21 protein-coding genes and 1 tRNA gene are annotated in these 21,709 nt (G+C 64.0%); 4 read left to right on the top strand and 18 right to left on the bottom strand.

Annotated elements, in window-relative coordinates; all coding sequences use genetic code 11:
- Nucleotides 1–9 precede the first annotated feature (9 nt).
- The 4 genes from DN387_RS00110 to rluD all read right to left on the bottom strand — a co-directional run bounded on the left by DN387_RS00110 (nt 10) and on the right by rluD (nt 4,777).
- A tRNA-Asn gene (locus tag DN387_RS00110) sits at nt 10–85 on the bottom strand.
- Nucleotides 86–387: 302 nt separating this feature from the next.
- The gene (clpB, locus tag DN387_RS00105; RefSeq protein WP_054914910.1) at nt 388–2,952 is read right to left on the bottom strand and encodes an ATP-dependent chaperone ClpB; all 2,565 of its coding nucleotides are present in this window, start codon (nt 2,950–2,952) and stop codon (nt 388–390) included.
- A gap of 125 nt (nt 2,953–3,077) precedes the next feature.
- Nucleotides 3,078–3,818, bottom strand: a complete 741-nt coding sequence (pgeF, locus tag DN387_RS00100) for a peptidoglycan editing factor PgeF (RefSeq protein WP_054914911.1) — start codon at nt 3,816–3,818, stop codon at nt 3,078–3,080.
- Complete coding sequence (rluD, locus tag DN387_RS00095) at nt 3,815–4,777, bottom strand: 23S rRNA pseudouridine(1911/1915/1917) synthase RluD (RefSeq protein ID WP_054914912.1); 963 nt, start codon at nt 4,775–4,777, stop codon at nt 3,815–3,817. The genes pgeF and rluD overlap by 4 nt, the downstream gene beginning before the upstream one ends.
- Before the next feature lie 150 nt (nt 4,778–4,927).
- Between rluD and DN387_RS00090 the strand changes: the two genes are divergently transcribed.
- The gene (locus tag DN387_RS00090) at nt 4,928–5,950 is read left to right on the top strand and encodes an outer membrane protein assembly factor BamD (protein WP_043860317.1); all 1,023 of its coding nucleotides are present in this window, start codon (nt 4,928–4,930) and stop codon (nt 5,948–5,950) included.
- A gap of 98 nt (nt 5,951–6,048) precedes the next feature.
- Complete coding sequence (locus DN387_RS00085; RefSeq protein WP_043860316.1) at nt 6,049–6,285, top strand: PP0621 family protein; 237 nt, start codon at nt 6,049–6,051, stop codon at nt 6,283–6,285.
- A 41-nt stretch (nt 6,286–6,326) separates the two neighbouring features.
- Here the strand turns inward: DN387_RS00085 and thiO are convergent, their stop codons facing one another.
- From thiO to DN387_RS00060, 5 genes are read right to left on the bottom strand one after another with little or no spacing between them, the layout of a single operon-like run.
- Complete coding sequence (gene thiO / locus DN387_RS00080; protein WP_054914913.1) at nt 6,327–7,424, bottom strand: glycine oxidase ThiO; 1,098 nt, start codon at nt 7,422–7,424, stop codon at nt 6,327–6,329.
- Between the two features lie 29 nt (nt 7,425–7,453).
- The gene (locus tag DN387_RS00075) at nt 7,454–7,864 is read right to left on the bottom strand and encodes a type IV pilin protein (RefSeq protein WP_054914914.1); all 411 of its coding nucleotides are present in this window, start codon (nt 7,862–7,864) and stop codon (nt 7,454–7,456) included.
- A gap of 11 nt (nt 7,865–7,875) precedes the next feature.
- Nucleotides 7,876–8,388, bottom strand: coding sequence for a PilX N-terminal domain-containing pilus assembly protein (locus DN387_RS00070; protein ID WP_082405715.1), 513 nt, complete (start codon nt 8,386–8,388; stop codon nt 7,876–7,878).
- A complete protein-coding gene (locus DN387_RS00065) occupies nt 8,385–9,089 on the bottom strand; it encodes a PilW family protein (RefSeq protein WP_054914916.1) in 705 nt (234 codons plus the stop codon). The genes DN387_RS00070 and DN387_RS00065 overlap by 4 nt, the downstream gene beginning before the upstream one ends.
- Nucleotides 9,086–9,433, bottom strand: coding sequence for a prepilin-type N-terminal cleavage/methylation domain-containing protein (locus DN387_RS00060; protein WP_082405716.1), 348 nt, complete (start codon nt 9,431–9,433; stop codon nt 9,086–9,088). The genes DN387_RS00065 and DN387_RS00060 overlap by 4 nt, the downstream gene beginning before the upstream one ends.
- 137 nt (nt 9,434–9,570) lie before the next feature.
- Here DN387_RS00060 and DN387_RS00055 point away from each other — a divergent pair, with 137 nt between their 5' ends.
- Nucleotides 9,571–10,047 (top strand): GspH/FimT family protein, encoded by a 477-nt coding sequence (locus DN387_RS00055; protein ID WP_082405717.1) that lies wholly within the window; start codon nt 9,571–9,573, stop codon nt 10,045–10,047.
- On the opposite strand, the gene ispH is transcribed toward DN387_RS00055, so the two are convergent.
- The 6 genes from ispH to murJ form a co-directional block, all read right to left on the bottom strand.
- Complete coding sequence (gene ispH, locus DN387_RS00050; RefSeq protein ID WP_043860310.1) at nt 10,036–10,983, bottom strand: 4-hydroxy-3-methylbut-2-enyl diphosphate reductase; 948 nt, start codon at nt 10,981–10,983, stop codon at nt 10,036–10,038. The genes DN387_RS00055 and ispH overlap by 12 nt on opposite strands.
- A 14-nt stretch (nt 10,984–10,997) precedes the next feature.
- The gene (gene fkpB / locus DN387_RS00045) at nt 10,998–11,435 is read right to left on the bottom strand and encodes an FKBP-type peptidyl-prolyl cis-trans isomerase (protein WP_054914918.1); all 438 of its coding nucleotides are present in this window, start codon (nt 11,433–11,435) and stop codon (nt 10,998–11,000) included.
- Entirely contained in the window at nt 11,428–11,943 is a 516-nt protein-coding gene (lspA, locus tag DN387_RS00040) for a signal peptidase II (protein WP_043860308.1), read from the bottom strand. Before lspA ends, fkpB begins: the two co-directional genes overlap by 8 nt.
- A complete protein-coding gene (gene ileS, locus DN387_RS00035; protein WP_043860307.1) occupies nt 11,936–14,767 on the bottom strand; it encodes an isoleucine--tRNA ligase in 2,832 nt (943 codons plus the stop codon). The genes lspA and ileS overlap by 8 nt, the downstream gene beginning before the upstream one ends.
- On the bottom strand, nt 14,764–15,714 hold the full coding sequence (ribF, locus tag DN387_RS00030) for a bifunctional riboflavin kinase/FAD synthetase (protein ID WP_054914919.1): 951 nt from the start codon (nt 15,712–15,714) through the stop codon (nt 14,764–14,766). Before ribF ends, ileS begins: the two co-directional genes overlap by 4 nt.
- A 118-nt stretch (nt 15,715–15,832) precedes the next feature.
- Nucleotides 15,833–17,371, bottom strand: coding sequence for a murein biosynthesis integral membrane protein MurJ (gene murJ / locus DN387_RS00025; protein ID WP_043860305.1), 1,539 nt, complete (start codon nt 17,369–17,371; stop codon nt 15,833–15,835).
- Nucleotides 17,372–17,622: 251 nt separating this feature from the next.
- Here murJ and rpsT point away from each other — a divergent pair, with 251 nt between their 5' ends.
- Nucleotides 17,623–17,901 (top strand): 30S ribosomal protein S20, encoded by a 279-nt coding sequence (gene rpsT, locus DN387_RS00020; protein ID WP_043860304.1) that lies wholly within the window; start codon nt 17,623–17,625, stop codon nt 17,899–17,901.
- Between the two features lie 143 nt (nt 17,902–18,044).
- On the opposite strand, the gene DN387_RS00015 is transcribed toward rpsT, so the two are convergent.
- Genes DN387_RS00015 through DN387_RS00005 form a run of 3 tightly spaced genes read right to left on the bottom strand, consistent with a single transcriptional unit; the run spans nt 18,045 to nt 21,607 of the window.
- Complete coding sequence (locus DN387_RS00015; protein WP_043860303.1) at nt 18,045–20,345, bottom strand: PqiB family protein; 2,301 nt, start codon at nt 20,343–20,345, stop codon at nt 18,045–18,047.
- Complete coding sequence (locus tag DN387_RS00010) at nt 20,338–20,961, bottom strand: paraquat-inducible protein A (protein WP_054914920.1); 624 nt, start codon at nt 20,959–20,961, stop codon at nt 20,338–20,340. Before DN387_RS00010 ends, DN387_RS00015 begins: the two co-directional genes overlap by 8 nt.
- The gene (locus tag DN387_RS00005; RefSeq protein WP_043860301.1) at nt 20,948–21,607 is read right to left on the bottom strand and encodes a paraquat-inducible protein A; all 660 of its coding nucleotides are present in this window, start codon (nt 21,605–21,607) and stop codon (nt 20,948–20,950) included. Before DN387_RS00005 ends, DN387_RS00010 begins: the two co-directional genes overlap by 14 nt.
- Nucleotides 21,608–21,709: the final 102 nt, after the last annotated feature.

Below are 21,709 nucleotides of genomic sequence, written 5' to 3'. Positions count from 1 at the left end.
TTTGAAATTTGGCTCCGCGACCAGGACTCGAACCTGGGACCCAATGATTAACAGTCATTTGCTCTACCGACTGAGCTATCGCGGAACTATCAATTTCAAGTACAACTTGCTGCAATTTCGAAAACTGTATCGCTACCGCTTCGAACTCTTCGACCTTGTGCATCGCTGCGTTCATGTCTCTGAGGCGCGCTATTCTACAATCTTCAAAACCCTTGTCAACCCTTAATTTGCATTCAACACACTGATTTGCAACTTTTTTTCAGATTCCCACTTCTGCCGGAAACCTGCGGGGTGACATACAGCGGGGCGCACTTTACAAGCACTCGAAGCAAAATGCAAAGAAAAAAGGCCTCGAAAATCGAGGCCTTAGCGTAACCCGCCGAAAACTCAGGCAAAGACGATCTCTTCGCCCTCCAGCTTGGCGGTGATGCTGCTGCCCGGCATGAACCGACCCGACAGAATCAGTTGCGCCAGCGGGTTCTCGATCCAGCGCTGGATCGCCCGTTTCAGCGGCCGTGCGCCATACACCGGGTCGTAACCGACCGCGATCAGCTTGTCGAGGGCCTCGGGGCTCAGCTCCAGGCTCAGCTCGCGTTCGGCCAGACGGCTGCGCAGACGCGACAGCTGGATCTGGGTGATACCGGCGATCTGGTCGCGACCCAGAGGCTCGAACACCACCACTTCGTCGATACGGTTGACGAACTCGGGACGGAAATGCGAACCCACCGCGTCCATCACCGCAGCGCGCTGCGCCTCGCGATCACCCACCAGTTCCTGGATCTGTGCCGACCCCAGGTTGGAGGTCATCACGATCACCGTGTTGCGAAAGTCCACGGTACGGCCATGACTGTCGGTCAGGCGACCGTCTTCAAGCACTTGCAGCAACACGTTGAACACGTCCGGGTGGGCCTTCTCGACCTCGTCCAGCAGCACTACCGCATAGGGTTTGCGCCGCACGGCTTCGGTCAGGTAGCCGCCCTCTTCGTAGCCCACGTAGCCTGGCGGTGCACCAATCAGCCGCGCCACGGAATGTTTCTCCATGAACTCGGACATGTCGATACGCACCATGGCCTCTTCGGTGTCGAACAGAAACTCGGCCAGCGCCTTGCACAGCTCGGTTTTACCCACACCGGTAGGGCCCAGGAACAGGAACGAACCACTTGGCCGGTTAGGGTCGGACAACCCGGCCCGCGAACGACGCACCGCGTTGGCCACGGCCACCACGGCCTCTTCCTGGCCGATCACGCGCTGGTGCAGCAGGCTTTCCATCTTCAGCAGCTTTTCGCGCTCGCCTTCGAGCATCTTGGATACCGGGATACCGGTCCACTTCGACACCACCTCGGCGATCTCTTCCTCGGTCACCTTGTTGCGCAGCAGCTGGTTTTCGGCCTTGCCGTGCTGGTCGACCATCTGCAGGCTGCGCTCAAGGTCCGGGATCACCCCGTACTGCAGCTCGGCCATGCGGCTCAGGTCGCCCTTGCGGCGGGCGGTTTCCAGCTCCTGACGGGACTGCTCGATCTTTTGCTGGATCTGCGCAGAGCCCTGCACTTCGGCTTTTTCCGAGGTCCAGATCTCTTCCAGGTCGGAGTACTCACGCTCCAGCCGCACGATCTCCTCGGTCAGCTTCTCGAGGCGCTTGAGGGCCGCCTCGTCGTCTTCCTTCTTCAGCGCCTGGGATTCCACTTTCAGTTGAATCAGGCGACGCTCCAGACGGTCAAGCACCTCGGGCTTGGAGTCGATCTCCATGCGGATGCGGCTGGCCGCCTCGTCGATCAGGTCAATGGCCTTGTCGGGCAACTGACGATCGGTAATGTAGCGATGGCTGAGCTTGGCCGCGGCAATGATCGCGCCGTCGGTGATCGCCACCTTGTGGTGCACCTCGTAACGCTCCTTGAGGCCACGCAGGATGGCGATGGTGTCTTCCTCGCTCGGCTCCTCTACCAATACCTTCTGGAACCGACGCTCCAGCGCCGCATCCTTCTCGATGTACTGGCGGTACTCGTTCAGCGTGGTGGCACCGACGCAGTGCAGCTCGCCGCGCGCCAGCGCAGGCTTGAGCATGTTGCCGGCATCCATCGAGCCTTCGCCTTTACCGGCGCCGACCATGGTGTGCAGCTCGTCGATGAACAGGATGATCTGGCCTTCCTGCTTGGACAGCTCGTTGAGCAGGCCTTTGAGGCGCTCTTCGAACTCGCCGCGGAACTTGGCGCCGGCAATCAGCGCGCCCATGTCCAGCGACAGCAGGCGCTTGCCCTTCAGACCATCGGGCACTTCGCCATTGATGATGCGCTGGGCCAGGCCTTCGGCGATGGCAGTCTTACCCACGCCAGGCTCACCGATGAGCACCGGGTTGTTCTTGGTACGGCGTTGCAGCACCTGGATGGTGCGACGGATCTCGTCGTCACGGCCGATCACCGGGTCGAGCTTGCCGTCTTCGGCACGCTTGGTCAGGTCGACGGTGTACTTGTCCAGGGCCTGACGCGATTCCTCGGCGTTGGGGTCGTTCACCGCTTCGCCGCCGCGCAGGTTGCTGATGGCGTTTTCAAGCGCCTTCTTGCTCACGCCCTGGCCGAGCAGCAACTTGCCGAGCTTGCTGTTCTCGTCCATGGCCGCCAGCAGCACGAGCTCGCTGGAGATGAACTGGTCGCCCTTCTGCTGGGCCAGGCGGTCGGCCTGGTTGAGCAGGCGTGCCAGGTCCTGCGACATGTTGACGTCGCCGGTAGGGTTCTGGATTTTTGGCAACTGGTCGAGTTCTTTGCCCAGTTCCTTGCGCAGGCTGTTGACGTCGAAGCCCACCTGCATCAACAGGGGCTTGATCGAACCACCCTGCTGGTCGATCAGCGCCTGCAACAGGTGCGCAGGCTCGATCGCGGGGTGATCCATGCCAACCGCCAGGGACTGGGAGTCGGATAACGCCAGTTGCAGCTTGCTGGTCAAACGGTCTATTCGCATAACTTACCTTCCTTTAATGGGCAGGCCGGAGCGATGGACACACCTGATGAAGAAAAACCTGCCTGAGATACCCCTATAGATAAGGGTGATTGTGGAAGATTCAAGCGTAGCGGGCTTGATCCAGGTCAGCGAGGCGCCAGCCAGATCAGCGAAGCGAAGCGCCCGGTAACGGGGCAGCGACGGTAGGAATAGAAGCGTGGGTCGCTCACGGTGCACAGGCCGCCGCCATACACGGCAGTGATGCCACGGGCCGCCAGGCGGATGCGCGCCAGTGCATAGATGTCGGCCATGAACTTGCCGGGCTGCGCCCCCGCCACGAACGCGCTGGCACTTTCCGGATGAACGGTCATGAAGGCTTCGCGCACTTCGCCGCCCACCTCGAACGCCTGGGGCCCGATGGCCGGGCCCAGCCATACCAGCACCTCGCTGGCCGGTACGCCCAGCGCATCGAGCGTGGCCTCCAGCACACCACCCACCAGCCCGCGCCAGCCGGCATGGGCAGCGCCCACGCGGGTGCCGGCGCGGTCGCAGAACAGTACCGGCAGGCAGTCGGCGGTCATGGACGCGCAGGCGATGCCGGGGGTGCTGGTGCAGCTGGCGTCGGCTTCGGCAACCAGCGCCGGGTCGGCCTCGACCACATCGATGCCGTGCACCTGCTTGAGCCAGGCAGGCTGGATGCCGAACTGCCCGGTCAGGCGCCGACGGTTTTCGGCCACTGCGGCCTGGGCGTCACCGACGTGGTCGCCCAGGTTCAACGAATCGTAGGGCGCCAGGCTCACGCCGCCGCCCCGGGTGGTGACGCACGCCTTGACCCAGGCTGGCGCAGGCCAGTCGGGGGTCAGCAGGTGGTGCGTCAGCGGGCTCATCCGACGAAGGCCTCGCGGTCCTGCTTGAGCAGCGACAGCAGCCACACGAAGTCGTCCGGCAGGGACGACTCCCAGCCCATGCGCTCACCGGTCACCGGGTGATCCAGCTCCAGGAAGCGTGCGTGCAGGGCCTGGCGCGGGAAGGTCTTGAGCGCCTCGACCATGGTCACGCTGGCCGCCGGCGGGATGCGGAAGCGCCCGCCGTACACCGGGTCGCCGACCAACGGGAAGTTGACGTGGGCCATGTGCACGCGGATCTGGTGGGTACGCCCGGTTTCCAGCTTGACGCGCACGTGGGTGTGCGAGCGGAAGCGTTCGAGCACACGGTAGTGGCTGACGGCCTGCTTGCCGCCCTCCATCACCGCCATGCGCTGGCGCTGCTGGCCGTGACGACCGATCGGGGCGTTGATCTTGCCGCCTGCGGTAACCACGCCGATCACGATGCATTCATAGATGCGGCTGACGCTACGACTTTGCAACTGGGCTACCAGCTGGGTCTGCGCCTGAATGGTCTTGGCCACCACCATCAGACCGGTGGTGTCCTTGTCGAGGCGGTGCACGATGCCGGCGCGCGGCACGTTGATGATGTCCGGCACGTGGTGCAGCAGGGCATTGAGCAGGGTGCCGTCGGCATGACCGGCAGCCGGGTGCACCACAAGCCCGGCCGGCTTGTTGATGACCAGGATGTGCTCGTCTTCGTAGACGATGTCCAGTTCGATGTCCTGCGCCACCCACTCGCCCTGGGCTTCCTGCTCGGCGTCAAGCGCCAGCAGGGCGCCGCCATGGACGATGTCGCGCGGACGCACGACGTTGCCATCGACGGTCAGTAGGCCTTCTTTGATCCAGGCGGAAAGGCGCGAGCGCGAGTGCTCGGCAAACAGTTGGGCGGCGACTTGGTCGAGGCGTTGCCCGCCCAATTCGGACGGTACCTCTGCGCGAAGTTCAATTTTCTCGGACATGCTCGAATCAGGCGGAGGCACAGCCTTTGGTTTCAGCTGCACGCTTGTGGTTAAATACGGCGTCTTTTGCCCCGAGGGTTCCAACGGGGTGCTCATCATAACAGGACGGCCTCGCCCAAGACAGCAGCCGTCATAGGGACGCAAGCCGCCATGCAAGTGAAACACCTGCTGCTGATCGCCATCCTCGGACTCACCGCTGCTTGTTCTTCGAAGGAAGTCGTCGACGAAAACCTCAGCGAAACCGAGCTGTACCAGCAGGCGCAGGCCGACCTGGACAACCACAGCTATACCAGCGCCACCTCCAAGCTCAAGGCCTTGGAGTCGCGGTACCCGTTCGGCCGCTATGCCGACCAGGCGCAGCTGGAGCTGATCTACGCGAACTACAAGAACGCCGAGCCCGAGGCTGCCAAGTCGGCTGCCGAGCGCTTTATCCGCCTGCATCCGCAGCATCCGAACGTCGACTACGCCTATTACCTCAAGGGCCTGACCTCGTTCGACCAGGACCGCGGCCTGTTGGCGCGCTTCCTGCCGCTGGACATGACCAAGCGTGACCCGGGCGCAGCGCGTGACTCGTACAACGAGTTCGCCCAGCTCACCAGCCGCTTCCCCAACAGCCGCTACGCGCCGGACGCCAAGCAGCGCATGATCTACCTGCGTAACCTGCTGGCCTCCTACGAGATCCACGTGGCCGACTACTACCTGACCCGTCAGGCGTATGTGGCCGCCGCCAACCGTGGCCGCTACGTGGTAGAAAACTTCCAGGAAACCCCATCGGTCGGTGACGGCCTGGCGGTGATGACCGAAGCCTACATGCGTCTGCACCTGGACGAACTGGCAGCCACCAGCCTGGAAACCCTGAAACTCAACTACCCCGATCACCCGAGCCTGAAAGACGGCCAGTTCGTGCCGCAGCAGGACGAGGCGGACAACCGCTCGTGGCTGTCCAAGGCCACCCTGGGCCTGATCTCCAGCGCGCCGCCGCTGCCGCCAGGCCAGACCCGCGCCAACCAGGACGTGCAGAAGCAGTACCAGGACGCCAAAGACGCGATCCCGCAGGAACTGCTGCCCAAGGACGAAAATGGCGACGTGATCGAAGAAGAAAACCACGAAGCCGAAGGCAACAACGAAGACCGTTCGTGGTTCAGCTACATGACCTTTGGCGTATTCGACTGACACGCCATGCGGTGAATGAAAAAGGGAGGCCTGATGGCCTCCCTTTTTTGTTGCCAGGCCCTAAACTGGGGGCTCTTCATTCGACAAAGCTGGACACCATGGTTCGCCTAATTCTCTGGATTGCCCTGATTGCTGCTGCGTTCTGGTTGTGGCGCAAGTTCAAGGCCGGCACTGCTGCCGATACTCGCCCTACCCTCGATGACCCGCTGAAGATGGTGCGCTGTGCCCATTGCGGCGTGCACCTGCCCACCGACCGTGCCTTGCACCGGGGCCAGCTGTGGTATTGCAGCCCGGCGCATCTGGAGCAGGGGCCCAACGATACCCGCCAGGGCTGAGGGCCCCTTCGCCGGCCAGGCCGGCTTCCACATGCCTGCTGTTACAGCAGGCGCGGCCCCGGCGCGTACGGCGCCGGGTCGATGATCGGCGCACGCCCCAGCAGCAGGTCGGCGAACAACCGGCAGGACGCCGGCGCCAGCACCAGCCCGTTGCGGTAATGCCCGCAGTTCAACCACAAGCCTTCATGCCCGGGCACCTGGCCGATGTACGGCACACCTTCCGGTGAGCCAGGCCGCAACCCAGCCCAATGCCCGACCGGCGTGGCATCGGCCAGCGCCGGCAGCAATTCGATGGCCGAGGCCTTCAGGCTCGCCAGCGCCGCTTCGGTGGGCGTCTTGTCATAGCCTGCATGCTCCAGTGTGCTGCCGACCAGAATGTGCCCGTCACGCCGTGGGATCGCGTAGCGCCCCTTGGCCAGCACCATGCTCGGCAGGAAATCCTCCGCGCACTTGAACAGGATCATCTGCCCTTTCACCGGCTCCACCGGCAGCTCCAGGCCCAGCGGGCGCAGCAGGTCGCCACTCCAGGCCCCCGCCGTAAGCACCACCTGATCGGCGCGGATCGGGCCATCGACGGTTTCAACGCCGCAAATACGCTCGCCCTCGCGGCTGAACCCGGTGATTTCACAATGTTCGCGAAGGGTCACGTTCGGCAGGGCCTGCAACGCCGCCTTTAGCGACTTGACCAGGCGCGGGTTGCGCACGTTCGCCACACCCGCCATGTAGATGGCCCGCTCGAAACCCGGCCCCAGCACGGGCACCGCCGCATAGGCGCGGGCCACATCCACTGCACTCAACGAGCGTCCCTCGCGGGCCGCCCAGGCCAGCGCCTCGGCTTCATCCTCCAGGTCCAGCCAGTACAGGCCGGTGGTATGCACCTCGGGGTCTACACCGGTGCTGGCGAACAGACGCTCGCCCAGCTGCGGATAGAAGTCCTGCGACCAATGCGCCAGCGCAGTAACCGCCGGGCTGTAGCGCCACGGGTACAACGGCGACACGATCCCGCCCCCGGCCCAGGAAGACTCCTGCCCGAGCGCGCCCTTGTCGCACACCACCACCTGCTCGACATCGGCCGCCAGGTTGAACGCAGTCAGCAGGCCGATCACCCCACCGCCGACAATCACTACTTGCTTGGTCATCTATTGGTCCAGTACCCGTATGAAAGACGTCAGTTACCCCAGCAGCCCCCGTCCGCCTCGTTGCTGGCACCGGGGTTGCCGCGCACACCCTGGTGATCGAGCTCGAAGTCGCCACAGGCGTCGCCGGCCATCAGCCCGCCGGCATGACGCCGGGCCAGCAGGCTGAAACCCTCGGCCTCGCGGCTGGCGTGCAGGCTGTAATGGCCTGTGCCGGGGGGCAACGGGGTGATCACGGCGTCGGTATCGGCATACTGGCCCGTGCGGGCGCGGTGGCGCTCCAGGTGCTGCGCACTGTCGAACAGCAGCCCCACGACCTCGCTGCGTGCGGCTCTTTTCACCGTGTCGCGGTAGCTGGGGTAGGCAATGCCCGCCAGAATGCCGACCACGGCGACGACAATCAACAGTTCGATCAGGCTCAGGCCCTGATGAGTTCGCGGCATGTTGTGCGCCCCTAGTGGATCTGCCGCCACAAGATACGTTGCGCCGGCCACGCAGCCGGCACCGATGGCTGCGCCAGCACGCTCTCCAGCACCACCCGCGCCTGCTGCTGACGCCCCACGGCAGTCACCCGAAGCAGCTGCACCTCAAGGCCGTCGGGCAGCCGCGCGGGGCGCGAGCTGCGGCCCAGGTTCTGTACCAGGAAGAAGCCAGGCCCTTGCGCCTGCCAGCCCAGCCCGGAGCTTGGCCCCGCCCCGCCCTGCACACCGGCGGCGCGTACCCTGGGCGCCTCCGGCGGCGGCAGGCAGTACACGCACGGGCCCGGTGGCTCAAGCCCCGCCAGCACACGGGCCTCGGCGAGCCGCAACGTGGCTTCCGCCGCTTCGAACGCCTGCAATGCCATCACCAGGTTGCCGGCCATGCGTGCCTGCAAGGCGGCACTGTGCAGCACTGAAACGCCCAGCAGGCCGCACAGCAGCATCAGCACCAGGCACACCAGCAGCGCCATGCCCCGTTGCAGCTTCATGGCAGGCGGTTACGCACGGCGGCGACCATCTGATAGGTTTGCGCGCGCACCCGTTCAGCGGGGTCGTCCAGGGTCAGGCGCAGGCGGATGCTGCGAATGCGCGAAGGGTCGGGCACCGCGGTCATCCAGGCCAGCTCACCGCCCTCGCCCGCCACGCCCAGGTCAACCTGAAGCCGGCTGACATGTTCGATCAGCACCGCGTGGCTGCCACCACTGGTGAGCAGCAGTTGCCCGTCCACCAGGCGGTACACCTGCTGACGAACGGGCAAGGCGAACTGGTGTGGCCCGGGCAAGCGCTCGCCTGCCTGCACCTGGGCGGTGCTCAGGCAGTCGGTGAGCAGCGTCCAGTTGGGCGGGCCACCGGCCTCCCCACCCTGCACGCCAACCAGGCTCAGGCTGCGCAGGGTGCCGTCAGGCTCGAGGCTGACACTGATCGGCAGGGCAAATGCCGCGGCAATGGCAGGGTCGGCAAAGCTGATCGCCTCGCGCCGCAGGCAGCCGAATGCGCCGGCCATGCGGATGTCACGGGCCATGCGCTGCAGCGCAAAGCGCGCATCCTCCTGCAACTGCGCAAGTGCGCCCTGCGCCTGCCAACCCTGCAGCGCACCGATGAACAGACGGCTGCCGGCCAGCACCAGCAGCACGCCCAGGCTCAACGCCAGCAGCGCCTCGACCAGGCCGAAACCGGTGTCGCGCCTCATGGCCCCACCTGCCCCTGCACAGCAAGGCCACCGCCCTGCCAGTGCAGGTCGAGTGCGAGCCCATTGCCCGCCTGGCGCACCTGTGCCTGCGCGGACGCGCCGGCCACCTTTACCAGCTCGCGCTGCAAGGTGCTGGCCTCCCCTGCCCTCAGCCCGCCCGCAGCGCGCGCGCCTTCGAGCAGGGCCTGGGCCAGGTACAGCGCCTGGGTGGTACGCAGCGCGCCGTCGGTGCCGTGCAACGCCCGCCCTTGCAGCGCAGCCGCCGCCATTACCCCCAGTGACAGCACCAGCAGCGCCACCATCACTTCGATCAGGGTCATGCCCTGCTGCAGCCTCCTGGCCATGTTCGCCTCCTGCGAAATTTCCCCATGTGATTGCCTACCCGGCCGACTGGACGCCCAACCGAGCGGTACTGAATCTACAGAGAAGCACTTCCAGGGAGGGATGCACGATGGGGCAACAGGGCGTAACACTGATACAAATGATGTATGCGCTGGGGCTGACCGCGGCGCTGACGCAGTTAGGGCTGCCGGCCTACAGCGCCATGAGCGTGAGCCTACAGCGCGAGGCCAGCGCGCAGAACCTTGCCCAGGCCTTGCGCAGCGCCCGCAGCGAAGCCCTGCTGCGCAATCAGCGAGTCAGCCTGACGGCCCTTGAGGGCGACTGGAGCAAGGGATGGCGAATGAGCGCCGACGATGAAGGCTTGCTGCACGAGTACCGTGCCAGCGGGAAGGTTCGTGTGGTGGGCAATCAGCCGCTGGCGCGGCAGGTGCATTTCAGCGGGCTGGGGGTACCGCTGCAGGCGGGCGGTGCGTTCCAGGCCGGGACCCTGCACGTGTGCGAAAGTCCCGGAACCCGGAGCCTGCATCAGGTGGTGCTGTCACGCACCGGGCGGGTCAGCCTGCGCCAGCTCGCCACCGATCAGCCGCTGTGCGCGGCCGCCGGGTCAGATCAGTGAACGCACCCGTAGCTCCTTGGGCATCGAGAACGTTACATTCTCTTCGCGACCATCGAGCTCGTCGGCACCTGTGGCGCCCCATTCCTGCAACTGCGCGATCACACCACGCACCAGCACTTCGGGGGCGGAGGCGCCGGCGGTGATGCCGATACGCTCGACACCGTCGAACCAGCTGCGCTGCATGTCTTCTGCACCGTCGATCAGGTAGGCCGGGGTGGCCATGCGCTCGGCCAGCTCACGCAGGCGGTTGGAGTTGGAGCTGTTCGGGCTGCCCACCACCAGTACCACGTCGCACTCGTCAGCCAGTTGCTTGACCGCATCCTGGCGGTTCTGGGTGGCGTAGCAGATGTCGTCCTTGCGCGGCCCGCCAATGCTGGGGAAGCGCGTGCGCAGCGCATCGATGACGCGGCTGGTGTCGTCCATCGACAGGGTGGTCTGGGTCACGAAGGCCAGGCGTTCGGGGTCACGAACCTGCAGGTTGGCGACATCCTCTTCGTCTTCGACCAGGTAGATCGAACCGCCATTGCTGGCGTCGTACTGGCCCATGGTGCCTTCGACCTCGGGGTGCCCTTCGTGGCCGATCAGGATGCATTCCTTGCCATCGCGACTGTACTTGGCCACCTCGATGTGCACCTTGGTCACCAGCGGGCAGGTCGCGTCGAAGACCTTGAGGCCACGCCCCGCCGCTTCCTGGCGCACGGCCTGGGAAACGCCGTGGGCACTGAAGATGACGATGACGTCATTGGGCACCTGGTCGAGCTCTTCGACGAAGATCGCCCCACGCGCGCGCAGGTCTTCGACCACGAACTTGTTGTGCACCACTTCGTGACGCACATAGATCGGCGGGCCGAACACCTCGAGGGCGCGATTGACGATTTCGATCGCCCGGTCCACGCCGGCGCAGAAGCCGCGTGGGTTGGCGAGTTTGATCTGCATGGCTGACTCCTGGCTCAAAGGGCCTTGACTGCGAGGATTTCCACCTCGAAGTTCAGGGTCTTGCCGGCCAGCGGGTGGTTGAAGTCGATGGTCACTTGCGCGTCATCGAACGCCTTCACCACGCCGGGCAACTCGGCGTTGGCCGCGTCGTTGAAAATCACCAGCAGGCCCTCGGACAACTCCATGTCCTGGAACTGCGAGCGGGGAATGATCTGCACGTTCTGCGGGTTCGGCTGACCGAAGGCGTTCTCCGGTGCCACGCTGACGGTGCGCTTGTCGCCGGCCTTGAAGCCGAAGATCGCGGCTTCGAAGCCCGGCAGCAGGTTGCCGTCGCCGACCTTGAACACCGCCGGAGCCTTCTCGAAGGTGCTGTCGACAGTATCACCGTTTTCCAGGTGCAGCGCGAAGTGCAGGGTGACTTCGGTGTTCTGGCCGATACGGGTATCAGTCATGGACGGGTTCTCCGGACTTTTTGCTCTTGAACATATCCAGCGCCAGCATCACGGCGCCCACGCTGATGGCGCTGTCGGCCAGGTTGAAGGCCGGGAAGTACCAGCGGTTCTGCCAGTGCACGAGGATGAAGTCGACCACGTGGCCGAGCACGATGCGGTCGTACAGGTTGCCCAGCGCACCGCCCAGCACCAGGGCCAACGCAACGGCCAGCCAGGTGTCGTCGCGGCCCAGGCGCTTGAGCCACACCACCAGCACCGCACTGACCACCAGGGCGATCAGGGCGAACAGCCAGCGCTGCCAGCCGGAGCTGTCGGCCAGGAAGCTGAAGGCCGCACCGGTGTTGTAGGCCAAGGTCCAGCTGAAGTAGTCGGGGATGACCACGATCTGCTGGTACAGGCTCAGCGCACCTTCGAAGTAGTGCTTGCTGGCCTGGTCCAGGACCAGTACCAGCAGGCTCAGCCACAGCCAGGCGAGGCGCCCGAAGCGCCCCACGTTGGGGTTAGGCATAGTGACGCACCTCACCTTTGCCGCTGATGTTGTCGACGCAACGACCGCAGATTTCCGGATGCTCCGGGTTCACGCCCACGTCGGCGCGGAAGTGCCAGCAACGGCCGCACTTGGCGTGACCCGACTTGACCACCTTGAGCTTGAGGCCGGCCACTTCGGTAACCACGGCATCGGCCGGGGCTTCGACGAACGGCGCCACGCTGGCTGCCGAGGTGATCAGCACGAACCGCAGTTCGTTGCCCAGCTTGTTCAGGTCGGTGCTCAGGGCCTCGTCGGCGAACAGGGTGACTTCGGCTTGCAGGTTGCCGCCGATGGCCTTGGCCGCACGCTGGTTCTCCAGCTCCTTGTTGACCGCAGCCTTGACGGCCATCACGCGGTCCCAGTAGGCGCGGTCCAGCTCGATGCCTTCCGGCAGCTCGGTCAGGCCCTGGTACCAGGTGTTGAGCATGACCGACTCGTTGCGCTCGCCCGGCAGGTACTGCCACAGCTCGTCGGCGGTGAACGCCAGGATCGGTGCGATCCAGCGCACCAGCGCTTCGCTGATGTGATACAGCGCGGTCTGGCACGAGCGGCGCGCGACACTGTTGGCGCCGGTGGTGTACTGGCGGTCCTTGATGATGTCGAGGTAGAAGCCGCCCAGCTCCTGCACGCAGAAGTTGTGGATCTTGGAGTAGACGTTCCAGAAACGGTACTCGCCGTAGTGCTCTTCCAGCTCGCGCTGCAGTAGCAGGGTACGGTCGACCGCCCAGCGGTCCAGCGCCAGCATGTCGTCGGCCGGCAGCAGGTCGCGGGCCGGGTCGAAGCCGGACAGGTTGGAGAGCAGGAAGCGCGCGGTGTTGCGGATGCGCCGGTAGGCGTCGGCGCTGCGCTGCAGGATCTGGTCGGAAACCGCCATCTCGCCGGAGTAGTCGGTGGCCGATACCCACAGGCGCATGATGTCGGCACCCAGGGTGTCGTTGACCTTCTGCGGCTCGATGGTGTTGCCCAGCGACTTGGACATCTTGCGGCCGTTCTCGTCCACGGTGAAGCCGTGGGTCAGCAGCTCGCGGTACGGCGCATGGCCGTCGATGGCGCAGCCGGTGAGCAGCGAGGAGTGGAACCAGCCGCGGTGCTGGTCGGAACCTTCCAGGTACAGGTCCGCGCGCGGGCCGCTTTCGTGGCCGATGTTGTGCGAGCCACGCAGCACGTGCCAGTGGGTGGTACCGGAGTCGAACCACACGTCCAGGGTGTCGGCGATCTTGTCGTACTGGCCGGCTTCGTCACCGAGCAGTTCGGCGGCGTCCATCTTGAACCAGGCTTCGATGCCCTCGAGCTCGACGCGCTGGGCCACCTGCTCCATCAGTTCGACGGTGCGCGGGTGCAGTTCACCGGTCTGCTTGTGCAGGAAGAACGGGATCGGCACACCCCAGTTGCGCTGACGCGAGATGCACCAGTCCGGGCGGTTGGCGATCATCGAATGCAGGCGCGCCTGGCCCCAGGCCGGCACGAACTTGGTTTCTTCGATGGCGTTGAGGGCGCGCTTGCGCAGGGTTTCGCCGCTGTCAGGCTGCTTGTCCATGCCCACGAACCACTGCGCGGTGGCGCGGTAGATCAGCGGGGTCTTGTGGCGCCAGCAGTGCATGTAGCTGTGGCTGATGGTGTCGGTGAACATCAGCGCGCCGACTTCGGCGAGCTTGTCGACGATGTGCGGGTTGGCCTTCCAGATGAACTGGCCACCGAAGAATTCCAGCGAGTCGACGTACACGCCGTTGCTCTGCACCGGGGTGAGGATGTCGTCGTTGACCATGCCGTAGCGCTTGCAGGTCACGAAGTCGTCTTCACCGTAGGCCGGGGCCGAGTGGACCACGCCGGTACCGGCGCCCAGCTCGACGTACTCGGCCAGGTAGACCGGCGACAGGCGATCGTACAGAGGGTGACGGAAGTTGATCAGCTCCAGTGCAGAGCCCGGCGCGGTGGCGATCACCGAACCTTCCAGCGAGTAGCGCTTGAGGCAGGCTTCGACCAGCTCTTCGGCCAGCACCAGCAGCTTGTCGCCGACGTCCACCAGGGCATAGCTGAACTCGGGGTGCACGTTCAGCGCCTGGTTGGCGGGGATGGTCCACGGGGTGGTGGTCCAGATCACGATGGCGGCGGGCTTGGCCAGCGACGACAGGCCGAAGGCCTGGGCCAGCCGCGCTTCGTCGGCCACGTTGAAGGCCACGTCGATGGTCTGGGACTTCTTGTCGGCGTATTCGACCTCGGCTTCGGCCAGGGCCGAACCGCAATCGAAGCACCAGTTCACGGGCTTGAGGCCCTTGAACACGAAACCGTGCTTGACCATTTCGGCCAGGGCGCGGATTTCGCCGGCTTCGTTGGCGAAGTCCATGGTCTTGTAGGGGTTGTCCCAGTCACCCAGCACGCCCAGGCGGATGAATTCCTTCTTCTGCCCTTCGATCTGCTCGGCCGCGTAGGCACGGCACAGCTCGCGGGTCTTGTCCGCGGTGAGGTGCTTGCCGTGGGTCACTTCAACCTTGTGCTCGATCGGCAGGCCATGGCAGTCCCAACCCGGCACGTACGGCGCATCGTAGCCGGCCAGGGTCTTGGACCGCGAGATCATGTCCTTGAGAATCTTGTTGAGCGCGTGACCGATGTGGATCTTGCCGTTGGCGTAGGGCGGGCCGTCGTGCAGCACGAACTTCGGACGATCCTTGCCAATTTCGCGCAGCTTCTGGTACAGGCCAATGCTGTCCCAGCGCTGCAGGATCTGCGGTTCGCGCTGTGGCAGGCCGGCCTTCATCGGGAAGGCGGTGTCCGGAAGGTTTAGCGTGGCTTTATAGTCGGTCATTTCAGGCTCTTCGTTAGCGGTTGACCGTGCCAATGGGCACGTGCGGCGGCGATATCCGCATCGATCGCCGACTTCAGCGCCTCCAGGGAGGCGAATCGCTGCTCATCGCGCAGCTTGTGGTGGAATTCCACCGTGAGACGCCGGCCATACAGATCGCCGGCAAAATCCAGGAGATGCACTTCCAGGTGGGCGCGGCCATCACCTGCAACGCTGGGGCGCACGCCGATGTTGGCGACACCCGGCCACGCCTGGCCATCGAGTTCAACGCTGACCAGGTACACCCCGGTGAGCGGTACGCGATGACGCTTGAGTTGTATGTTGGCCGTGGGCCAACCCAGCTGGCGCGCCAGCTTCTGCCCATGCAGCACCCGGCCGCGGATGCGGAACGGGCGGCCCAGCAGACGCTCGGCCACGGCAAAGTCGGCACGCGCCAGTGCTTCGCGCACCTGCGTGCTGCTGACCCGCAGGCCCTCGAGCTCCACGGTTTGCGCCGCTTCCACGGTGAAGCCGTGGCGCAGGCCGGCCTGCTGCAGGAACGTGAAGTCACCCACCCGGTCGCAGCCGAACCGGAAGTCGTCACCGACCTCCAGGTGCTGCACGCCCAGGCCGTCGACCAGGATGGTGTCGACGAATTCGGCTGCGCTGAGCTTGCACAGGCGCTGGTTGAACGCCAGGCACAGCACCCGGTCGATGCCTTCGGCGGCCAACAGGGCGACCTTGTCGTGCAGGCGGGCCAGGCGCGCAGGCGCGGTGTCCGGTGCAAAGTACTCACGCGGCTGTGGCTCGAAAATCACCACGCAGCTGGGTACGCCCAGCGCTACCGCGCGCTCACGCAAACGCGCCAGGATAGCCTGGTGACCGCGGTGAACACCGTCGAAGTTGCCGATAGTGGCAACACAGCCCCGATGCTCGGGGCGAAGGTTGTGAAGGCCTCGAACCAGCTGCATAACGCGCTTCTTGCTCATAAAGTGGTCGATTATAACCACACCCGGGCGCCGACGACAGGCAGCAGCGCGATGCCAGGGCGTCTAAAACACAAAACCGACGCCTGACCCGCGCCGGCCATCAGTGCAGCGCCTTGCGGGCGAAGTCCCGTGGACGAAAACCAAACAGGTACAGGCAACCGAAATAGGTCACCACGCCTGCGCCAATCAGTACGCCCAGCCGCAGGAACCGCTCGAGCATGTGCCCCTGCTCCCAGGCAGGCATGTACCACATGCCGGCCACCAGCACACCGGCCATCAGCAGTACGGCCACCAGCAACTTGAGCAGGTAGGCGGTCCAGCCCGGCTGCGGCTCGAACAGGTTCTGCTGGCGCAGCTTCCAGTACAGCAGGCCGGCATTGAGGCAGGCGCCGACACTGATCGCCAGGGCCAGCCCGGCATGCTGCAGGTAGCCGATGAACACCAGGTTGAGCAGTTGCGTGGCCACCAGGGTGAAGATGGCGATCTTTACCGGTGTACGGATGTTCTGCTGGGCATAGAAGCCAGGGGCGAGCACCTTGACCAGAATGATGCCGAGCAGGCCGACCGAGTAGGCGATCAGCGCGCGCTGGGTCATGGCGGCATCGAAGGCGGTGAACTTGCCGTACTGGAACAGGGCCACCGTCAGTGGCTCGGACAAAATTGCCAGGGCAAAGGTGCAAGGCAACACCAGCAAGAAGCACAGGCGCAGGCCCCAGTCGAGGATGCGCGAATACTCGTGGCGATCCTTGCTGGCGTAGGTCTTGGCCAGGGTCGGCAGCAGGATGGTGCCCAGCGCCACGCCCAGCACCCCGGAGGGCAGCTCCATCAGGCGGTCGGCGTAGTACATCCACGACACCGAGCCGGCCACCAGAAACGAGGCGAAGATGGTGTTGATGATCAGCGAGATCTGGCTTACCGACACCCCGAGGATGGCTGGCAGCATCTGCTTGAGCACGCGCCATACCCCGGTATCGCGCAGGTTCAGGCGGGGCAGCACGAGCATGCCGATCTTTTTGAGGTGCGGCAGCTGGTACAGCAGCTGCAACAGGCCGCCGGCCAGTACCGCCCAGCCCAGGGCCATCACCGGCGGATCGAAGTACGGGGTGAGGAACAGCGCGAAGAAGATCATCGCGACGTTGAGCAGGGTCGGCACGAAGGCCGGTACCGAGAAACGGTTCCAGGTGTTGAGGATGGCGCCCGCCAGGGACGACAGCGAGATCAGCAATATATAAGGAAAGGTCACGCGCAGCAGGTCGGTGGTCAGCTCGAACTTCTCGGCGCTGTCGACGAAGCCCGGCGCGGTGACCCACACCACCCAGGGTGCGGCCAGGATCCCCAGCGCCGTGACCACCGCCAGCACCAGGGTCAGCAGGCCGGCGACATAGGCCACGAAGGTGCGGGTCGCCTCCTCGCCCTGCTGGCTTTTGTATTCGGCCAGGATCGGCACGAACGCCTGGGAAAACGCCCCCTCGGCAAAGATTCGCCGCAGCAGGTTGGGCAGCTTGAAGGCAATGAAAAAGGCGTCGGTGGCAACACCGGCGCCGAAGATGCGCGCCAGGATGGTATCGCGGACAAAGCCCAGCACGCGCGACACCATGGTGATGGAACTGACTGCAGCCAGGGACTTGAGGAGATTCATCGAAAGATTTTCATGCCATATGGATGAAGGAGAGGCCTAAACGGCATCCAAGTATGCGATACTCCGCCGCGCAAAGCAGACAGAGCAAAACTCCCGAGTTTACAGGTCATGCGCCAGAAGGGAATCATCCCCTCCAGCGAATCGACCGCTCAGCGGAACCTAACAAGCGCCCTTGACAACCGATCAACTCATCGGCATGATTCGCGGCCTATTTTGTTTGCTATTTACCAAGTCTTTCGAGGAGCTCGACGGTGGCCAACTCACCTTCCGCCAAAAAACGTGCAAAACAGGCTGAGAAGCGTCGCAGCCACAACGCCAGCCTGCGTTCCATGGTTCGCACCTACATCAAGAATGTAGTCAAGGCCATCGACGCAAAAGACGCCGAAAAAGCGCAAGCTGCTTACATCCTGGCTGTTCCAGTTATCGACCGCATGGCCGATAAAGGCATCATCCACAAGAACAAGGCTGCTCGCCATAAAGGCCGTCTGAATGGCCACATCAAGGCACTGAAGATTGCTGCAGCTGCCTAAGCGACGCTTGTTAAAAAACCGACCCTAGGGTCGGTTTTTTATTGCCTGCGATTTGATGATGGCGGGAAGACAGGGCCGCTCCCTTCGCCGACCAGGCTGACTCCTGCAGGAGACGTCCTGGTCGGCGAAGGGCTATGCCTTGCCTACTTGCCGAGCGGGATCTTCGGCGCCCATTGCAGCCATTCGTCCTCGGCCTTGTCGAACAGGGCAAAGGTCTGCTGCGGCAACGCTGCGTTGCCCATCTTGTCGCCGTCTGGCGTGGCGAAGGCAATGCCACCCTCGATCAGGGTCTCCAGCGACTCGGTACGCACCGTAGCGCCCTTGAACAGGCCGATATCGAAGCCGAAGCCACTGCTGTTCCAGAAACGGCTGCCACCGCGCACAAGCGAGGCGTAGCGTGGCTCGATCAGGATATGGATCAGCACGCGATCCGCTGTCTGCCCCAGTTCGTACCCCGTAACCTTGCCCACCGGCACTTCACGGTAGGTGACCGGCACACCGACCTTGATCGACCCGCGTCGAGCAGCGCTGAGCACCACCGGCAGGCCAGCCTCGCGAGCGGTCAGGTCCGGTGGCTCGGGCAAGGCCACGAAGTTGCGCTGCGGGCCCTGATTCTTCGCCGCCGGTTGCACTTCAAGGTACTGACCGGTGACCAGCGTCTCCAGGTTGGCCGTCTTGACGATACCCAGCGCCGGCTTGACTACCCAGAACTGCGTGCCCACACGCGCAATACGCTCGGGCACCTCGGTGATCTGCGCCTTGAGCGTCACCGACTGCAGGTCCTCCGCCAGGTCCACCGCTTCGACCTTGCCGACATCCAGCCCCTTGAAGCGTATGGGGGTGCCGACCTTGAGGCCGTCCGCACGGTCCACCTTGATGGTGATGCTGGTGCCCTTGCGATCCGCCGCTTCCTGGTTGGCCAGCAGGCGGAAGGTGGGGATACGACGCTTGAGCGGTACATTCTGTTTCGGCGTATCGAAGGCGATGCCACCGGCCATCAGGCTCTGCAGCGACTCGCTCTTGATCTGGATGCCCGACAGGCCGCCAGTCAGGGTAATGCCGCTGGCGTTCCAGAAACGCGTCGAACCATTGACCAGGTTGGCGTACTCGGGCTCGATGTGCACGCCAATCAGCAGGCGTTGCTGCTTCCTGGAAAACTGGTAGCTTTGCACGCTACCCACCTTTACCTGCCGATACAGGATCGGGCTGCCAACCTCGAGCGAGCCCAGGTTGTCGCTGAACAGCACAAGGTGCAGGCCGGGCGCCTTCAGATCGAGGGGCGGGGCCTTGGCCCGGGCTTCAAATTCACGCTGAGGCGAGGCGCCCTTGTCGCCGGGGCGAATAGCAATGTAGTTGCCCTTTACCAACGCCTCCAGGCCGGTGATACCCGCCAGGGAGATCGACGGCTTGACCACCCAGAACTGGGTGCCTTCGACCAGGTAGTCCTCGGCCAGCGGGTCCAGGGTCAGCTCGGCCATGGCGCTGGAGAGGTCGGCATCGACCTTCAGGGCTTTCAGCGAACCTACCTGTATACCTTTGTACATGACCGGCGTACGGCCCGCCTGCAGGCCCTCGAAGTCGCTCAGCTTGACCTTGACCCGGATACCCGCCTGGGCGGCGTCGAAGTCTTCGAAAAGACGGAACGGCAGGTTCGGGTCGGTGGGCGGGCTGTCCTTGCGGTGCTCGGGGGTAGCGAATGCGATACCGCCGGCAACGATGCTGGCCAGCGACTCGCTGCGCACCTTCACGCCCGACAGGTTGGCATCGATGCTCACGCCGCTGGCGTTCCAGAAACGCGTGTGCTTGCGCACCAGGTCGGCATAGCCCGGCTCGATGAACACCTTGATCTCGACCGTACCCTGGTCGTCGGAGAGCCTGTAGCTCTTCACCCGACCAACCTGGATCTGCTTGTAGAACACGGGGCTGTCACGGTTGAGTGACCCCAAGCGATCGGCCTTGAGGGTCAGATGCAGGCCGGGCACGCTGTCGGACATCGGCGGTGCTTCGCTCAACGCATTGAAACGCTTGCTCGGCTCGCCATCGCCCGGGCTCACGGCAATGTAGTTGCCTGATACCAGCGTCTCCAGCCCGGTAATCCCGGCCAGGCTCACGTTTGGCTTGACCAGCCAAAAGCGAGTGTTCTTGCGCAGGTGCTCCTCGGCCACCTGGTTCATCTCGATGGTGGCGATGACACCTTTGTTGCGGCCTTTGTCGTCAAGTACCAGGCTTTTGACCTTACCCACCGACATGCCCTTGTAGACCACCTCGGTCTTGTTGGCGACGATACCCTCGCCGCTCTCGAAGCGTACCTCGATGTTCACCCCCGCTTCACGGTAGGCCTGCCAACCGAGCCACCCACCGATCACCAATGCGATCAGGGGCAGTATCCAGATGGCCGACCAGTTCGAAGCTGGGCGGGTTTTAGCCGTAGGCAAATCACTCATGGTCGTCATCCGACTCCGTGTTATCCCAAATCAGTCGGGGATCGAAAGTTACTGCAGCAAGCATTGTCAGAATCACCACACTGGCAAAGGCGACGGCCCCCAGGTTGGCTTCGACACTGGCAATCCGGCCGAAATTCACCACCGCCACCAGGATCGCGATGACGAAGATATCCAGCATCGACCAGCGGCCGATGAATTCGATGAAGCGATACATCACGATGCGCTGGCGTGCCGACAGCGGCTGGTGGCGCTGCACCGAATACAGCAGCAGGGCGATGCCCACCAGCTTGAAGGTAGGTACCAGAATACTGGCGATGAACACCACGGCCGCGATCGGCAGCATGCCGTGCTGCATCAGGGTGATGACGCCGGACATGATGGTGTCGGGGCTGCCCTGCCCCAGGGTGCTGACCGTCATGATCGGCAGCACGTTGGCCGGTATGTACAGGATGGCCGCGGTAATCAGCAGCGCCCAGGTACGGGCCAGGCTGTTGGGCCGGCGTGCATGCACCAGCGCCCCGCAGCGTGTGCAGGCCTGGCTGCTGGCGCCCGCCTCCTGGCGGTTGAGCTCATGACACTCGGTACAGATCAGTATTCCTGCGTCAATCGCCCGCATGCACATCTTCTCCCGACAAGGCTACCCAGATCTGGTGGGGGGACATCACCACTTCCAGCCAGACCTGAACCAGCAACAAACTGACAAAGCACAGCAAGCCAAGCCCTAGGCTGAGTTCGGCCATATCCACCAGCTTGACGATGGCGACCAGTACGCCCATGAGGTAGACCTCAAGCATGCCCCAGTCGCGCATGTGGTGATAAAAACGGTAAAGAAGCAGGCCGTAGCTGCGGCCCCTGTTCAAGCGGATGGTCAGCAACACCACCAGCTGACACAGCAGCTTGAGCAGTGGAATGGCCATGCTGCACAGGAACACCACCACCGCCACGCCACCCATGCCGCTGTTGTACAGGCCGATCACACCGCTCCACACCGTGTCATCGGAGTTCTGGCCCAACAGATGGAGTTGCATGATCGGCAGAAAGTTCGCCGGCACGTAGAGCAGCAAGGCCGCCAGTACCAGGGCCAGGCTGCGCTCGACCACATTGTGCCGATGGGCGTACAACTCATAGCCGCAGCGCGGGCATTGCGCTTTTTCATCCGTCTTGAGCTCGGGCTTGCGCAGCAGCAGGTCGCATTCGTGGCACGCCACCAATTGATCCAGCGGCAAGCCTGCGAGTGAATCGCGATCGTCAGGGTCGGGCATAGAAGGGTTCTGAGTAAAAACGTCGGGGCCTATTCTAGTGTCGTTGCCCCAATTGTGGGAGCACAACCGCGCAGGAGCCAGCCTTGGCGCAGAACAGGCCAC

The organism is Pseudomonas sp. FBF18 (genome assembly GCF_024261405.1).
Classification (GTDB): domain Bacteria; phylum Pseudomonadota; class Gammaproteobacteria; order Pseudomonadales; family Pseudomonadaceae; genus Aquipseudomonas; species Aquipseudomonas palmensis.
This window is presented reverse-complemented; position numbering and strand designations above follow the sequence as displayed.